This window comes from Enterobacter cloacae complex sp., from assembly GCF_900322725.1.
Classification (GTDB): Bacteria; Pseudomonadota; Gammaproteobacteria; order Enterobacterales; family Enterobacteriaceae; genus Enterobacter; species Enterobacter quasihormaechei.
Map to the genome: position 1 here is coordinate 1,282,971 of NZ_LT991957.1, position 17,011 is coordinate 1,299,981.

Sequence of the window (17,011 nt, forward strand, 5' to 3'; positions counted from 1 at the left end):
TTACGTATGAAATCACGTGCCGCTGTTGCATTTGCACCAGGGAAGCCCCTGGAGATTGTTGAAATTGATGTTGCTCCGCCTAAAAAAGGCGAGGTGCTGATTAAAAACACCCACACAGGTGTCTGCCATACCGATGCCTTTACCCTCTCAGGGAATGACCCTGAGGGCGTTTTCCCGGTGGTTCTCGGCCACGAGGGAGCCGGTATCGTCGTTGAAGTTGGTGAAGGCGTCACCAGTGTGAAGCCGGGTGACCATGTTATTCCGCTCTACACCGCTGAATGCGGGGAGTGTGAATTCTGCCAGTCCGGTAAAACGAACCTCTGTGTATCGGTTCGCGAGACTCAGGGCAAAGGACTGATGCCTGACGGGACCACTCGCTTTTCATACAACGGTCAGCCTCTTTACCACTACATGGGATGTTCCACATTCAGTGAATACACCGTTGTGGCCGAGGTTTCTCTGGCAAAAATTAACCCGGAGGCGAACCATGAACACGTCTGCCTGTTGGGTTGTGGCGTGACTACCGGTATTGGCGCCGTCCATAACACGGCTAAAGTGCAGCCGGGCGATTCAGTTGCCATTTTTGGTCTGGGGGCAATTGGTCTGGCTGCGGTACAGGGGGCCCGTCAGGCAAAAGCGGGACGTATTATCGCTATCGATACTAATCCGACAAAATTTGACCTGGCCCGTCAGTTCGGGGCCACTGACTGCATTAACCCGAATGATTATGACAAACCGATTAAAGATGTTCTGCTGGATATCAACAAGTGGGGTATTGACCATACCTTTGAATGTATCGGTAACGTTAACGTCATGCGTGCAGCGCTGGAAAGTGCTCACCGTGGGTGGGGGCAGTCCGTTGTCATTGGTGTCGCAGGGGCCGGACAGGAGATTTCCACCCGTCCTTTCCAGCTGGTCACCGGGCGCGTATGGAAAGGTTCCGCGTTTGGCGGAGTAAAAGGCCGCACTCAGCTCCCCGGTATGGTCGAGGATGCCATGAAGGGGGATATTGACCTTGAGCCATTTGTAACCCATACGATGACACTGGATGAAATCAATGACGCCTTCGAGCTTATGCATGAAGGCAAATCTATCCGGACAGTGATTCATTACTGATCCCATCAGAATTTTAATCAACTCAAACTGAAGGAAGTGGAAAATGACAACTCCGGTAATTTCTGGTGACGGCATCTTTTCTCATGTGTTCATTGGCGCAGCCGATGTCGAGAAATCCTCCGCATTTTACGATGTCGTCCTGGGCACGCTTGGTATCAATAACCTCGGCCCGTTTGGCAACGGCTGGGTACTCTATGGCCGCGAAAAGCCGGCATTTATCATTGCCCGTCCGGGCAACGGTGAAGCACCTTCCGCTAACGGGGTGACTGTCGGCTTCGCTGCTGCCACCCCGGAAGAGGTTGATGCTTTCCATGCTGCCGGCCTTGCCGCCGGTGGAGCTGATGAAGGTCAACCTGGCCCGCGTGGTCACCTTCCCGGGGCCTATGCTGCCTACCTGCGGGATCCGGCGGGTAACAAAATCACGGCGTATACGTTTATCTGACGTCCGGATTTAAAGATACTTCCCCTGGCTTCGGTCAGGGGAAATAACCATGAGATAACGGCTGATGGAACTCATTGAGCAGCATGCCAGCTCTGGCGGCTGGCAAAACGTGTACCGGCATTATTCACAATCCCTTAATTGTGAAATGAATTTCGGTGTGTATCTTCCTCCCAAAGCAGTAACAGAAAAACTGCCGGTACTATACTGGTTGTCGGGCCTGACCTGTACTGAGCAGAATTTCATCACCAAATCAGGTATGCAGCATTATGCAGCCCGGCATAACGTCATCGTTGTTGTCCCGGATACCAGTCCCCGGGGTAATAATGTCCCGGATGCCGACAGTTACGATCTTGGCCAGGGGGCCGGTTTTTATCTGAACGCGACGGAACAGCCGTGGAATGTTCATTACAGGATGTATGACTATATTCTCAGAGAGCTTCCGGATGTCGTCATGAATCATTTTCCTGCAACGGCAAGAAAATCTATATCCGGTCATTCTATGGGAGGGCTGGGTGCTCTGGTGCTGGCTCTGCGAAATCCTGGTGAATATGTGAGCGTATCAGCATTTTCCCCGATAGTATCGCCTTCTCAGGTGCCATGGGGGCAACAGGCATTTAGCGCTTACCTGGGTGAAAACAGAAAAACGTGGGAAGCCTACGATCCAGTCAGCCTCATTTTACAGGGTGAAAAATTACCAGAAATCTTCATTGATCAGGGGCTGAGTGACGCCTTTTATGAAGAGCAACTGCGCACCAAAATCCTTGAGAGAGTATGCAATGAGATGAACCTCAATGCGTCGTTCCGATATCATACTGGATACGACCACAGCTATTATTTCATTTCCAGCTTTATTGGTGAGCACATTGCTTACCATGCCAACAGGCTCAGGCTGTCAGCATGAGTTGATTTCCAGCCTCAGAAAATGTGCTTAATTTTCAGGCCTGAACAGGGCCTGAACCCTGCAGACCTGAGATGTACTGTAACTGAATCGCCACGGATAATCTAGACACTTCCGAGCCGTTGATGGACTGACCCCGCCCCGGTAGACGATCCTGCCCTATAGTTTGGACTGACCCCACGCCTGTAGACAAATCCTGTCCTCACGACGAGGCCTGTTCGAAGGCCTCCGGACTGACGTCGCCGAGGTGGCTGTGGCGCCGGGACCGGTTATAGAAGACTTCAATGTAATCGAAGATCCGCCCGGGCCAGATCCCTGGTTTTATATATGCGTTTTCTGATCCGTTCTTTTTTCAGCGAACTGAAGAACGATTCGGCCACCGCATTATCCCAGCAGTTGCCACGCCGGCTCATGCTCGGCGCCAGGTTATTGGCCCGGTAGAAGCGCTGCCAGTCGTCACTGCCGTACTGGCTGCCCTGATCGCTATGTACGATAACCTCGCTGTCTGGTTTTCGGCGCCAGACCGCCATCATCAGCGCGTCGAGCGCCAGTTCGCGTGAGAGAGTGGGTTTCATCGACCAGCCGACCACATTACGGGCGAAGAGATCGATAACCACCGCCAGATACAGCCAGCCCTGCCAGGTGCGGAGTAGAGTAAGAGGCAGGGCGTAGTCGGACTATTTCCCTGCCTCTCCTCCCCGAACCGGACGTGCACCTTTCAGCGCATCCGGCTCTCCATTTAAATGCTGGCGAACGCCATTGCCACTTCTGTAAAGCGCGATGTATACGTGTTTCTGGTCTCCGTCCTCAGATAGGGATTACCTTCGGGTAGCCGCCAGCGGAACAGCTTCTTGCCTTGCCCCACCAACCGGTACAGTATTTCGCCGCTGAGCTTGCCGTGATTGGTTTTACCAAATAAAACCCACGTTTTGCTCTGACCCGGTTTCGGTGATTTACACCACCACCTCATCAGGGAAGCGATACCTGTACGGTATTTGCGGGCCAGCCAGTGAGCCAGCTTCCAGAACACGACACGGTCGATATAACTGAAGACTTTGGCCTTAAAATCAACGAACTTATAGAACATGGCCCAGCCTTTCAGTTTTCGGTTGAGTTGTTCAGCCATATCGACTTTGCTTTCACTGTAGTTGCCTGATAACAGTGCTGTCAGCGATGCGGCGAAGTTTCTGGCTTTCTCCTGCGGGATCGTTGAGACCACTCGCATCTCGCCATAACGACTGCGTTTGCGAATGATCCTGTGCCCCAGAAAGATAAAGCCGTCATTAACATGGGTGATTTTAGTCTTATCCATGTTCAGCCTGAGTTTCAGACTGCCTTCGAGCACACCCCGACACTCCTCCCTGATGGCTTCCGCCTGTGCTTTGGTGCCTTTGACGATGAGGACAAAATCATCGGCATAGCGGCAGTACGCCACCGCGGGTTTCCACTGCCAGTTTTCTCTGACCGCCGTACTTCGGCCCCGTTGGATACTGTTATTCCAGTACCACCGATCTTTTCTGGCTTTCCCGCTCAGGTAGCGCTCATGCAGGTATTGATCGAACTCATTCAGCATGATGTTCGATAATAGCGGCGATATAACACCGCCCTGTGGCACACCTTCACTGGCCGCCCGAAAGAGACCGACATCGATATGTCCCGCCTTGATGGTTTTCCACAGCAGAGTCATGAAACGTGCGTCACTGATCCTGCGGCGTACAGCCTTCATCAGCAGTCGATGATGTACGGTGTCGAAGTAACTGGACAGGTCGCCTTCAATCACCCAGCGTCCCCGGGTTTCACCGCAGTCTGTGAGCTGTAATTTCACCGTGCGGATCGCGTGGTGGACACTGCGCTCAGGCCGGAAGCCATATGAGAGCGTATGAAAATCACTCTCCCATATCGGCTCCATCGCCATCAGCATGGCCCGCTGAACAATACGATCCCGCAACGCGGGGATACCCAGTGGTCGCAGTTTGCCGTTGCTTTTAGGGATGTAAACCCGTCTGGCGGGCAAGGGCTGGTAGTGGCCTGAGAGTAATTCATCCCTGAGGATTTGCAGCTCAACAGCCAGTCTGGCCTGTAGCATTGTTTTGTTCACGCCATCAACGCCGGGGGTATGCGCCCCCTTTGATGAAAGCGTGATCCGCGCCGCTTCAGCCAGCCATTCTGGTTGTGTTATCAGACGCAGCAGCCGTTGAATCCGTAGGGACGGATCGGTGGCCGCCCATGTGGCAAGCTTGCGTTGCATTTCGCTGATTATCAAAGGTCTTCACCTCGTTAGGTCAGTTAATTCACGTCGCAAACACATTCAAACTGCTTCCCTTCGCCATGTAATGGGCTTTCCCCATCGCGGACTACTACGGAAGCTCCGCCAGCCAGCGCGTCATCGGAGCCATGCCCCCTTAACATCCGTCGCTGACCTTCCCCGGTTTACCTGCCTGGACTCAGGCATACTGAGGAGGCTGCCCGTCGCACTCTTTATCCTTGCTTGCCGCAAGTTGGCAGAAGTCAGCAACGCAAGCGTGATAGACGCTGCTGCCCCGGTGTTTCGCATACATGTCAAAACACCTTCGACCGGCAGTGCTTACGTATCACTGCCAGTTCCTCCTGCACGGCCTGTCAGATCACGTAGGCCGTGGTGACGTTTTCAACCCACAGAGGCGGATTAACGGGTTCATGTTCTTCAGCCTTTCAGTACTTAACCTTGAGGATCATCTCGGCTTAGTGATCTCGCCTCAATCCCCGTTGTCAGCGGGTTACATCACCCTGCGGGCATGCCGCAGGTCACTGCCGCTCAGGTTCTCCACCGTCACACCCGGTGGGATTGTTGGGTTTCTCATCGTGAGTTACCGGTTCAATATTCCAGACAGACTCGCGGTTCATTTAAGCATCCATGCCCGCCCTGAACTCCGGGCACACTATAAGTAATATCGGTGACCCAGACCTGGGTGGCCCGGACAACGGTGAACTGCCGCTGCACGAGATTAGGAGCAACGACTGAAGGCCTGCCAGCGATACGACGTGGCGCTTTATAGCCGCGCACAGCTTTAATCCGGTCCAGTTGCATGATCCGACCCACCCGGTTTCTACCACAGGTTTCCCCGATTTCGTTCAGATCGCCATGAACCCGCCGGTAACCGTATACGCCTCCGCTCAGGGAATATGAGTCGCGGATAAGCATCAGCAGGCGCTGGTTATCTTTATCACGCGCCGAGACAGGGTTATGCAGCCACGCATAGAACCCGGCCCGGGCGACATTCAGTACCCGACACATCGTCATCACACCCCATACAGTTCGGTGCTCATTGATAAAGCGGTACTTCAGTCGGGCTCCTTTGCAAAGTACCGCGCGGCCTTTTTCAGGATATCCCGTTCTTCTTCGGTGCGTTTTAGCTGCGCCCGGAGTTTCAGGATCTCGCTTTTAGCTTCCAGTAAATCCCGGGCATGCTGCTCGCTGTTATCAGGTTTGATAGCCCGTAGCCACTTGTAGAGGCGGTGTGCAGAGACGCCCAGACGCTCAGATACTTAGGCGACGGAATAACCGCGTTCCGTTATCTGACGGACGGCTTCTTCCTTAAATTCAGGTGTAAATCGTGGTGTGCCCATACGCTCCTCCTATACTCAAACTATAGGGCAGGATCGTCTACCGGGGCGGGGTCAGTCCAGGGAGCCGTTAACGACCTGATGGCGGTTGTTCTGGAAAGCTATCTTCGGGAGGAATTCCCCGATACGGGCAAACGAAATGAGTCGCAGAAGAGGTCAATCGACGACACCATTTCGATAGTCCGCTCCTATCTCCGTTAACTCTGCCAGGCAGATGTCTGATGGGGTCTAAAACTGTAATGAAAGGAAATGACATATGAAATCACGTGCATTATTCATCTGTATTTTTTAATTGGTACCCGAAACCGCCTGAGTGTCGCCATCAGCTGGGTCTGGAACCACAGCGTCGCGTACCGGGGAGCCCGCATTATCACGGGAGCCAAATCTCCGGTCCCGGGTACGCCGCCAGCCAGTTCTCATACAGAAGGCGGATCCGCAGGGTACCGCTGAAACTTCAGCGGTGTCCCACATGGTACCACCGGGCCCAGCTTCAGCAATCTGTTTCCAGTCACACAAACGCTTTTTTCGACGGGCTTTCTGATCGAGCGGTCCGGCACACCAGATACCGTCACAAGAGGTGGCCTTATTAAGAGCGGACACACCTAGCACAGGAAATTCTATGGCAAAGAAACTTTTCGGTTATCATCCCATCCTGACTGACGACAACAATTCAGTTGTGATTCGCGGTGCTCGCGAGAACAACCTTAAAGAGGTGGATGTTTCCATTCCGCGCAACGCATTGGTTGTTTTTTCGGGTGTGTCAGGCTCGGGTAAGTCTTCACTGGCCTTTGGCACCATTTATGCTGAGGCGCAACGGCGCTACTTTGAATCGGTTGCCCCCTACGCTCGTCGCCTCATTGATCAGGTCGGGGTTCCGGATGTGGATGCCATTGACGGACTGCCGCCAGCCGTTGCGCTTCAGCAACAACGCGGTGCCAGTAACGCGCGCTCCTCTGTCGGCAGCGTGACCACCTTATCCAGTCTGGTGCGAATGATGTACTCACGGGCGGGCGCTTATCCTGCCGGACAACCGATGCTGTATGCCGAGGATTTTTCTCCCAACACGCCGCAGGGGGCATGCCCTTCTTGCCATGGTCTGGGCCATATCTATGAGGTAACTGAAACACTGATGGTGCCCGATCCCTCACTTAGTATCCGTGAAAAGGCTATTGCTTCCTGGCCCCCGGCCTGGCACGGACAGAATCTGCGGGATATTCTGGTGACGCTGGGGTATGACATCGACACTCCCTGGAAAAATCTGCCAGCGGAAGACCGTCAGTGGATCCTTTTTACCGAAGACACCCCCACTGTACCGGTTTTCCCGGGACTGAGTCCGGAAGATACGCGCGAAGCCGTCAGGAAAAAAATGACGCCGGGTTATATGGGGACCTTCACCGGGGCACGTCGTTATGTGCTACATACCTTCGCCAGCACGCAAAGCGCGTTGATGAGAAAACGAGTCTCCCGTTTTATGGAAGGCAAGCTGTGTCCGGTCTGTCACGGGAAAAGACTGAAGTCAGAATCATTGTCCGTCACCTTTGCCGGTGTGGACATTGGTGAATTTATGCAGATGCCCTTAGACCAGCTGGCGGAATTGCTCCTTCCAATCTCCCGGGGGGATTTCAGTGCCCACCACGCCGGCGCAGATGCCGACAGGGATATCACCCGTCGGGATCTGACAGAGCGTGCTGCATCCGGAAAAGCGGTCCATTCCGATAACGCCGATGTCTGCCGGACATCGGCGTTATCGGAAGAGAAACGACTGGCGGCACAACGGCTGACCGGTGGTGTCATGGCCCGGTTGTATCAGTTGCAGAAGCTGGGGCTGGGTTATCTTACGCTGGACAGAGCAACCCCAACTCTATCTGCAGGAGAGCTTCAGCGACTGCGTCTTGCCACGCAACTCAGTTCGATGCTGTTTGGTGTGGTCTATGTTCTTGATGAACCGTCTGCGGGTCTGCACCCCTCAGACAGTAAAGCGCTTTACGATGCGCTTGAGAACCTTCGTGATGCCGGCAACTCGGTGTTTGTCGTTGAACATGATCTTAACCTGATGCGACGGGCGCAATGGCTTGTTGATGTGGGACCGTCGGCTGGTGAACAGGGAGGACATGTTCTCTACAGTGGTATTCCTGAAGATCTGAAAGCCGTCACCCAATCTCGTACCGCGCGTTATTTATTTGATGAAGTCCGGCCACCACAATCTTTTGCCCGTATCCCATCCGGGTGGCTGAAACTGCAGGGGATCCATCGCCACAATCTTAAGTGGATCGATGTTGATATTCCTCTGGGTGTGCTGACAGCCGTGACGGGAGTCTCTGGCTCCGGTAAATCCAGTCTGATTGCCCAGGCCTTACCGGAACTGGTGCTTTCTTCACTTGGCGGTGAGCCAGAAGACGTGCTTTCCGAAGCCAGCGACGCTGAGGGGCCATCCGTAACGGAGAAAACGTACGGTACCCTGACCGGTGATACCGGACTGGTAAAGCGTCTGGTTCAGGTTGACCAGAAACCGATAGGCAGGACCCCCCGTTCAAACCTGGCGACATATACCGGGTTGTTTGATCCTGTTCGTAAGCTCTTTGCCGGAACGACTGACGCCAAACTCCATCATTACGATGCGGGTCAATTCTCTTTCAATGTGGCAAAAGGCCGCTGTGCAACCTGTGAAGGTGAAGGATTCGTCAGCGTGGAGCTGTTGTTTATGCCGAGCGTGTATGCACCGTGCCCGACCTGCCATGGCGCGCGGTATAACCGGGATACTCTCAGGATCTGCTGGCAGGACAAAAATATCGCGGAGGTCCTGCATATGACGGTGGATGAAGCCAGTCAGTTCTTTGCGACTGAAGAACCAGTGGCTCGTCCCCTCCGTCTGCTGAGTGAAATTGGTCTGGGCTACCTGCGTCTGGGACAACCAGCAACCGAGTTATCCGGAGGGGAGGCGCAAAGGATCAAGCTGGCAACCGAACTACAACGTAGCCAACGTGGCCACACGTTGTATATCCTAGATGAACCGACAACCGGCCTGCATGCTTCAGACGCCGACCGCCTCCTTGTGCAGCTGCAGCGGCTTGTTGATGCAGAAAATACGGTGATAATGATTGAACACGATATGCGGGCGGTTACTCAGGCAGACCAGGTTATCGACATCGGTCCTGGAGCGGGACATGAGGGAGGACGCCTGGTTGCCGCAGGAACTCCCGAACAGGTATCGCAGGTCAAAGAAAGCCGTACCGCACAGTATATTGCCAGGGAACTCTCACGGAACGGTTAAAAAGGGCTGTGTCGTCATTGCGTCAATGGCGGCACATTCCCGGCGTGTTCTGTATCAGTAATCTCCCGCAGGTATAATTTCAGCGCATCCCACTGGTTCAGCGCGTACGCGAACGCCTTCGACAGCTCCGAGTGCCGTGACAGCGTTTTCTGCTTTTCACGCAGCCAGCCCTCCAGCGCGGTCAGCAGCGGTACCGCTTTTTCCTGCCGAATGGCCAGCCGTTCCGCCGCGCTTTTGCCCCGGATGCCCGCCTCGATGCCATACAGCTCGCCGATACGGCACAGCGCTTCGGTCGTGGTGTCAGAGGGCGTCCGCACGTGCACGTCCGCCTGCAACACCCCGCTGAACCCCGCAAGATGCGACTGCGGATGTGTAACGCTGGCGTGATAGAAATTTTAAGTCAGTCATCAGGTGTCCACCTAATTAGGGGTCAGTTTGGATATCGAAAATTATTGTACGTCAAGGTTATTTTTTGACCTCTCTACTTTAGCGGGCCTCAGCCGACGAAACTTATCGGAAGCCGGTACCGGCCAGTCTGACTGAAGATGGAAGCAAAATTAATGCTGTGGGCTACCATACCTTCTTTAACAGGTGATTTGTGAACTGCAACTTCTCGGAACGGGAGTTTGCGCAAGGACCGGAAGTCCGCTTTTCGCTCATAGCGGACCGTTCCTGCGCACATGTCTGCTATGTGGTAGAGGCAGACAATACTTACAGCACAGGGCGTTAATAAATACGGAACAGATCAACCGCAGATGCCTCCTCCTGAATGTATTAATTTTGCTATCTCGTCGGCAAAATCAGGGAACAAGTCTGGATATGGAAGCGCCTGGCAGCTGAAAGTATGAATAATAACGCCCTGACAGGATATTTTATTGCACCCTGTCAAAAGTCATACATTCTTTCCCGGTTTTTGCTTTCTCATACCGGATAACTCTATTTAAGGCTTAAGGATAACCTTCGTCCATCCTTCATCCCGCTCATCGAAGTGCTTATATCCGGCAGGAGCCTCTTCAAGCGAAAGACGATGAGAAATTATTTTGCCCGGACTGGCTTTATCGTGATGGATGAGGCGAGACAGCTGACGGTTATAGGCCTTAACGTTCGCCTGGCCGGTACGGATTGCCTGTCCTTTAAACCAGAAACTCCCAAAATCAAATGGCATCTTACCCTCTCTGGCAAGCTCCGATTCAGCCCCCGGATCCTGAGGAATAAAGACGCCAACCACACCAATTCCCCCGGTTGCTTTCGTCGACGCAACAAGACTGTTCATGGTAACAGAGTTATCTTCATGGCCATGTTTGTTACAGCACTGATAGCCAACACATTCGCAGCCACAATCCGTACCGCGTCCATCCGTCAGGTCGAGAATTTTTTGTACAGCTTCATCGCCAGTAGCATTGATGCCCGTCGCCCCCATTTTTTCAGCCAGAGCCAACCGGTCTGTGTGCGTATCAACCACAAACACCTGTGAAGCACCTTTAATGATCGCCGAATGAGCTGCCATCAAACCGACCGGCCCCGCGCCATAAATGGCCACGCTTTCACCAGGCTTCAATCCGGCAAGTTCTGTTGCATGCCAGCCGGTAGGAAAAATGTCAGAGAGCATCACATAATCATCTTCTTTTTCTGCCGCATCAGGGGGAAGAACAAGGCAGTTAAAGTCGGCAAATGGCACCCGAAGAAGTTCCGCCTGACCTCCCTCCCAGGGACCCATTTCAGCAAAACCATAAGCTGCGCCTGCCGTACCCGGATTGGTAGTGAGACAAAAGCCGGTCAGACCTTTTTCACAGTTTTCGCAAAAACCACATCCCACGTTAAACGGCAGACAAACATAGTCGCCCACCTTAATACGTTCAACGCCTGAGCCAATTTCGACCACTTCACCCAGGTTTTCGTGACCCAGAATCCGTCCCTGTTCAAAGCTGGTCCGGCCCTCATACATGTGCAAGTCCGACCCACAAATGTTGGTGGTGGTGATGCGGACGAGTACATCCGTGGGGCGGACAATTTTCGCATCCGGTACGTCTTTTACTTTTACATCATAAGGACCGTTGTAAATTACTGCTTTCATGATCTTCTCCTTCTTGCGTGCGGAAAGGAAATGCTGCCCCGCGGATTGGGGTATCAATCGAGTTTAGCTGCCATAACAGATCTCGCGATCGGCGAAAGGACGATTAGGATGTTTCTTAACTAAGTGCATTGAAGTCTGTAAGACAGGTACTTACCGATGAAGGCTGCCTGGAAAACGTAAAAACATCACACGTTAATCCGGTTTTTTTAAGCAGGCAAGGGATTACGGACAGCTTTGAGCGAGAAGCGGATAAAGTAAATCTATCTCATTTCTGCATTGTGCCAGAAGTAGACATAGGTGAATTAGGTAACCCTAGAGATGCACTTTGAATCAATGATATGAAATGCTGAAAAGGTAATTAACTAATTCAAAATTTGAATAATCAGTTATCTCTTCCATGCTTAATACGTAACCTTAGCTAAGGAGAAATTATGTTAGACGAATACAAAAAATGCATCGAAGCCTGTTATCTATGTGCAACGGCATGTGATAACTGTGCGGCTTCGTGTCTCGACGAAGAGAATCTGGAGATGATGCGCGAGTGCATAAAACTGGATATGCAGTGTGCAAATATCTGCCGTCTTGCAGCTCAATTCATGACACTAAATAGCGGGTCTGCCCAGGATCTTTGCCGTCTTTGCGCTGATGTTTGTCAGAAGTGCGGTGACGAGTGTGGAAAGCATGAACATGACCATTGTCAGGATTGCTCAAGCGCTTGTCATCACTGCGCCGAACAATGCAGAAAGATGGCCGCCTGAGAAAAACTCAAATTACCAAACCCGCTTCGGCGGGGTTTTATATTCCCGGTAATAAGTCGTAGAAGGATGAGATAGATGAGTTTAAGAGTACGGGCGGGAAATAGATCTACTCGAAAGTACTAGCCTCAATGACAAATTCTGGCACAGATTATTTGATTGGCTCAATGTCCGTTTTCGCTGACAGCGGACTGCACCCCGCCGGGGTGACCGCTTCGTGCCAGAATTGGACGTTTCCAAAATCTGCATGCACTAATCGGTGGAGAGCAGATCTCACTGCATAGCCATGCAGACGCGCAGAAATCATCAGGGGCGTTTGAAAGGTGCCGGAAACAGGCGGGAGGCCGCAGAAACGTGCTGAGGGCGCCTGCGGCGGTGCGCCCAAGGGTTGTTATGTTTAATATGGCAGAACTTTCCTGTCGCTATCATTTTGACGCCCGCTATTCGCTCATAGATATGCCTGTCGCGTTTGCGGCTTTACTTGTTATACCCAACCTGCCTGATTTTTATCGCCAGCATCCCGGAATTGAAATTATCCTGAGCAGCTCAGACCGCCGACGGAATATGCTGCATGATGGCCTGGACTGCATACTGAGGGTGGGGGAGCTGGACGATGGCGACTATATCGCAAAGGAGGTGGGAACCGTTAAAATGACGACCTGCGCCAGTCCTGCGTATCTTGATCAACACGGCACCCCGGAAACAATGGACGAGTTGCAGCAGCATCAGGCCGTCAACTGGATTAACAGCAGCAACAGACAAGTTATGCCCTGGACATTCGGGACGTCAGAGGGCTCCACCGAAATTGAACTTCCAGGCAGGCTTGTCGTGGATAACTCAGAAGCCTACATTGCAGCAGGCCTGGCGGGGCTGGGAATACTACAGGGCATGAATATTTTTTTGCAGCCTTATCTCGATCGCGGGCTGTTGGTAGAGGTTCTGCCAGATAATACGTCCCCGAATCGCAAACTGTAACTTCTGTATCCGCACCGCCATCTCTCCCGAAAAGTACGGGCGTTTACCGACTGGCTGGAAAGTTTATTGTAAACGCCTGGGGGCCTGCAGCCTGCTGGTACGTGCGCTGCCTTTTATCGGCCCGCCAGCTTCTGTATGGCTTCACGGACAGGAGCATCGCCAGACGTCAGCTCAATGATGACGCGGCTGACGGCAGGTTGCTCAATGAGTTCAGCCAGCGTAGCCGCCACGTCATCACGGGGCACGTTACCATACGGGATGGCCAGGCCGGCACGTACATAACCCGTACCAGTCTTATCCTGCAGCGCGCCGGGGCGCAGGATCACCCAGTCAAGCTCGCTTTGTGCTAGTTCCACATCGGCCATTTTTTTAACACGCATATAATTTTCGAATGATTCAGAAGTGGTTTCTCCCCGTGCGGACTCCGGGAATGCAGAAACGAGCAGAAAGCGAGACACACCGGCACTGAGGGCGGCAGCTACCGACTTTTTCAGCCCTTCGCCGTCGACCGCATTGGTCATCTCCTGTCCCCCCTTACCGCCGGCACCGGCAGTAAACACCACTGTATCACTACCTGCAAAGTGCATCGCCAGCGCAGCTGCATCCAGCTCTGTCAGGCTCCCACTGACGGGCTCAGCACCCAGCTCGCCTAGCAATGCCTGCTGCTCTGGCTTACGGTAGAGGGCACGAACAGCATGCCCCCTACCTGAAAGGATCCTGCACAGACGCTGGCCGATTTTGCCTGCACCACCGATAATGAAAACATGAACCACAGTTGTCTCCTTCTGGGGTTATGATGTGTCCGAAATTATAACCTGACATCAGGTCAGTTCCTTTGAGCCTGACCGATTGCACTGCATGCTGCTGCCAGCACCAGACAGCTGGTCAGATACTCAGTTGTTCTTATAGCTGAGAACAACAGCCGTACCGATTTAGCTCTCCCGTCACGATGAGAACTCCTGAACCGGTTACACGCAATGCCGGCCAATATCTTCCGTTATATTCGAAAGATCCACGCAAGTTACTGAAGTGCGAGGGACGCAATGTGTACCTTGAACGAACTGAAGTCAGCGGAACCCTGAAGGTTCGATTCCATAGCGTTCAGAAAACTGCTTGCTGAAGCTCGATAGTGAATTGTAACCCACCCGCCCCGCGACCGTTTTTACCGGCAGCGTCGATGTCATCAGCAGGCGGAGAGCCTCCGCGATACGTGCATCGGCGATAACTGAGCGTAAGCTGGTTGACTCACTGGCCAGGTGGCGCCGAAGCGTGGGGCCACTGAGTCCCGTCAGATCTTCAATTTCAGCAGCACTCCAGGGATGAGCCGGTTTGTCCGCTACCATCTGACGGATTTTCATGGCCAGACTTGGCTGCCGGGCTCGCAGCAAAGCATGGTATCCCATGCCATAAAGCCAGAGCACCACTTCAACCATGGCGTGCAGGGAAAGCGGACGCTTCCCTTCCCGCATTGCGGCTGTCCAGCGGTTAAGGGGTGAAAGAAGAGCTGATACGGAAATGGCTGCGATGCTGCCGGTGTCCTGTGGTGGTGGTGCGGCAAGTAACAGCCTGGCTGCTTCAAGCTGTTCCTCCGCGAGCACCACGCTCAGGGCAACAAACTCACCACTTTGTTCTGAAGGGGCATATTCTATATCGATGCTACGGGCATTCGGGACGACCATAATCTCGCCCGGGATCACCCGGTGCCATTTCTCATTTTCACGATACCGGAATTCTCCTTCCAGCGGGAAGGAAAGGGTCGCACCTTCCACCTCGAACTTCTTTACCTGATGCGTCTGTTCTGCGCGAAGGCAATCGCAGGGAAGTGGAAAACGGGAGCGTGCCAGGGTAAGAAGCTCAGCGAGGAGATCATCAACGGGAGAATCGGAAAAGCTGACTGTTTGCATATTCATCCGGAATTTGACTTTGACCGCTATTATACGTCGCCATATACAAAAGCATACAGCGACGCGTGCGGTTGTCTATTCCCGGATGACAAAAATCAGGCCGATTATAGTTATTGCCATACCCACAAGCATGGGCAATGTAATGGCCTCTCCAAACAGCAACCACGCTTCAGCTGCCGTGAGAATGGGAACCAGGTAAAAGTAAGTAGCGACTTTGGTTGCTTCACCGCTTCGTATCATAAAAATCAGCAACATAATCGCCAGAACCGATACGCCAATAACCAGCCAGCCCAGACCCAGCGCAAATGATAAGCTCCACTGCGTCGGAGCAGATTCGAACATCAGGCTAATTGCACCCATCGATATTGTCAAAGTGACGTACTGTAAAAACGTGTTCGCAAAGATATGTCCATCTCCCTGAGCACGGCGCTGATAAAGCGCTCCGATCGTTACGCCAAATAACCCCAGCATGACCGACCCAAAAGCCACAGGATCCAGTGCAAAACTATGCTGGCCTGGCGAGAGCACCAGGAAAACGCCCGCAAAGCCAATCGCAATACCCAGCCATTTCCGGGGATGCAGGGACTGACGGTGCATGAGTGAAACCAGTATTGCAGTCAGTACCGGCTGCAGGCCGGTGATGAGCGCCACAATGCCTGACGGCATGCCACGATGGATGGCATAAAAGCATCCGCCCAGAAAGAAGCTCTGCAGGAAAAGTCCGACAATCAGGTTGCGAACCATTCCTCTGCCGGACGGAAAACGGGCCCTGAACCCCAGTGTAAGCAGCAGAAGGACCAGACAGGAAAATGCGCCACGCAGGAATAAAAGATGAAACGGCGCGCTGTACTGCACGGTAAATTTGGCTGCGACAAACCCTGACTCCAGAGGAATACAAAAAGCCAGGGCGCAAGAGTAATGAGCCATTTTTTTGTGAGGCAGTGATATTCATAGTATTGCAGGTGGGTTCTTGTCGGGCGATATGAAAGGGGATCTTCCCGGTCACTATTGTGTGCACCGGGAAGGAAGGTGATCAGACTGCGGGTGACCACAGGTCGTAATTCAGTGCGAAGCTGTTACCTTCACGGATAACCTTACCGGTAGTAGGCAGGTTGAAGTGCATACCACTGACAGCCAGGTTATCGCTCGCTGCGCGGTCAAGCACTTTGCTACGGATGGCCGCCGCCGCCGCAGGATCGCTGTCGAACGCGATAGTAACGTCAGGCTGAGCAACCTGAATGTGCGGGAAGTGAACAATATCACCCCAGATGAGCAGCGACTCTTTTTCATCACCCAGCAGATAACCGGTATGTCCTGGTGTATGGCCGAACAGCGGTACAGTCTGAATACCTGGTAAAATCGCTTCCTCGCGGAATGGCACCAGTTTGTCGTCATAAGCGCTGAAGGCGTTCCTTGCTACTTCAAAGAACGGCTTGAATGCGTCAGGCGCGCCAGCGGAAATGGTTTCATCACGCCAGAAAGCGAGTTCTTTCTCATGCACAAACAACTGCTGAACATTGCGGAAAACGGGAGTCTGCAGGGGGCCTGCAAGCCCGCCGATATGGTCAGGATGCGCGTGAGTCAGGAGAAGGGTATCAATCTGAAGCGGGTCAATGCCTGCCGCGGCCAGGGCTACCTGAAGCCGACCGCCCCAGCCATTGATACCTCCGGCACCACTGTCAATCAGGATGGTTCGCTCAGGCGTCTGGATAACGTAGACGTTGATATTAATACGGGGTACTGCTGGCACACCGCGCTTCTGCAGTAAATCCTCGGCACGTGAGCCGTCAATACCAGACAGCAGCTCAAAAGATACGTCCAGATAGCCATCACTCAGCATGGTCACAGTCATGTCACCTACTTTTTTGCGATTGATAGCCGGGGCCTGCCAGTTCAGTTGTGAAGTCATATTGGTCTCCGTTACGATTAGAGGTCATCAGGTTTTACTTTAGCAATAGTAACGAAATTTCTGG

Annotated in this window: 11 protein-coding genes and 4 pseudogenes; 6 read left to right on the forward strand and 9 right to left on the reverse strand. The window is 53.0% G+C overall.

Annotated elements, in window-relative coordinates:
* Positions 1-6: 6 nt before the first annotated feature.
* The 3 genes from frmA to fghA all read left to right on the forward strand — a co-directional run bounded on the left by frmA (position 7) and on the right by fghA (position 2,459).
* The gene (gene frmA, locus DBR02_RS06490) at positions 7-1,116 is read left to right on the forward strand and encodes an S-(hydroxymethyl)glutathione dehydrogenase (protein WP_017384070.1); all 1,110 of its coding nucleotides are present in this window, start codon (positions 7-9) and stop codon (positions 1,114-1,116) included.
* 43 nt (positions 1,117-1,159) lie between these two features.
* Positions 1,160-1,558: a VOC family protein gene (locus DBR02_RS06495; protein ID WP_012561111.1), complete on the forward strand. Its 399-nt coding sequence runs from the start codon at positions 1,160-1,162 to the stop codon at positions 1,556-1,558.
* A 64-nt stretch (positions 1,559-1,622) separates the two neighbouring features.
* Entirely contained in the window at positions 1,623-2,459 is an 837-nt protein-coding gene (gene fghA / locus DBR02_RS06500) for an S-formylglutathione hydrolase (RefSeq protein WP_012561110.1), read from the forward strand.
* 199 nt (positions 2,460-2,658) lie between these two features.
* Here fghA and DBR02_RS06505 read toward each other — a convergent pair.
* From DBR02_RS06505 to DBR02_RS06520, 3 genes and pseudogenes are all read right to left on the reverse strand, one after another.
* Positions 2,659-3,115: pseudogene (locus DBR02_RS06505) on the reverse strand (IS3 family transposase); the annotation flags it as partial.
* Positions 3,116-3,195: 80 nt separating this feature from the next.
* On the reverse strand, positions 3,196-4,704 hold the full coding sequence (gene ltrA / locus DBR02_RS06510; RefSeq protein WP_001189109.1) for a group II intron reverse transcriptase/maturase: 1,509 nt from the start codon (positions 4,702-4,704) through the stop codon (positions 3,196-3,198).
* A 672-nt stretch (positions 4,705-5,376) separates the two neighbouring features.
* Positions 5,377-6,062, reverse strand: a pseudogene (locus DBR02_RS06520) (IS3 family transposase); the annotation flags it as partial.
* A 616-nt stretch (positions 6,063-6,678) separates the two neighbouring features.
* Between DBR02_RS06520 and DBR02_RS06535 the strand changes: the two are divergent.
* Positions 6,679-9,330 (forward strand): excinuclease ABC subunit UvrA, encoded by a 2,652-nt coding sequence (locus DBR02_RS06535; protein ID WP_012561117.1) that lies wholly within the window; start codon positions 6,679-6,681, stop codon positions 9,328-9,330.
* Between the two features lie 71 nt (positions 9,331-9,401).
* On the opposite strand, the pseudogene DBR02_RS06540 reads toward DBR02_RS06535, so the two are convergent.
* Positions 9,402-9,701: pseudogene (locus DBR02_RS06540) on the reverse strand (IS66 family transposase); the annotation flags it as partial.
* Between the two features lie 569 nt (positions 9,702-10,270).
* On the reverse strand, positions 10,271-11,404 hold the full coding sequence (locus DBR02_RS06545; protein WP_022651297.1) for a glutathione-independent formaldehyde dehydrogenase: 1,134 nt from the start codon (positions 11,402-11,404) through the stop codon (positions 10,271-10,273).
* A gap of 431 nt (positions 11,405-11,835) precedes the next feature.
* Here DBR02_RS06545 and DBR02_RS06550 point away from each other — a divergent pair, with 431 nt between their 5' ends.
* Positions 11,836-12,162: a four-helix bundle copper-binding protein gene (locus DBR02_RS06550; RefSeq protein WP_022649401.1), complete on the forward strand. Its 327-nt coding sequence runs from the start codon at positions 11,836-11,838 to the stop codon at positions 12,160-12,162.
* Between the two features lie 447 nt (positions 12,163-12,609).
* Positions 12,610-13,206, forward strand: a pseudogene (locus DBR02_RS06560) (LysR substrate-binding domain-containing protein); the annotation flags it as partial.
* Between the two features lie 41 nt (positions 13,207-13,247).
* On the opposite strand, the gene DBR02_RS06565 reads toward DBR02_RS06560, so the two are convergent.
* The 4 genes from DBR02_RS06565 to DBR02_RS06580 all read right to left on the reverse strand — a co-directional run bounded on the left by DBR02_RS06565 (position 13,248) and on the right by DBR02_RS06580 (position 16,947).
* Positions 13,248-13,907, reverse strand: a complete 660-nt coding sequence (locus DBR02_RS06565) for an SDR family oxidoreductase (protein ID WP_007897903.1) — start codon at positions 13,905-13,907, stop codon at positions 13,248-13,250.
* A gap of 294 nt (positions 13,908-14,201) precedes the next feature.
* Positions 14,202-15,038, reverse strand: a complete 837-nt coding sequence (locus DBR02_RS06570; RefSeq protein ID WP_023279881.1) for a helix-turn-helix transcriptional regulator — start codon at positions 15,036-15,038, stop codon at positions 14,202-14,204.
* A gap of 75 nt (positions 15,039-15,113) precedes the next feature.
* Complete coding sequence (locus tag DBR02_RS06575) at positions 15,114-15,965, reverse strand: DMT family transporter (RefSeq protein ID WP_023279882.1); 852 nt, start codon at positions 15,963-15,965, stop codon at positions 15,114-15,116.
* A gap of 106 nt (positions 15,966-16,071) precedes the next feature.
* A complete protein-coding gene (locus DBR02_RS06580) occupies positions 16,072-16,947 on the reverse strand; it encodes an MBL fold metallo-hydrolase (RefSeq protein ID WP_017384065.1) in 876 nt (291 codons plus the stop codon).
* Positions 16,948-17,011 lie beyond the last annotated feature (64 nt).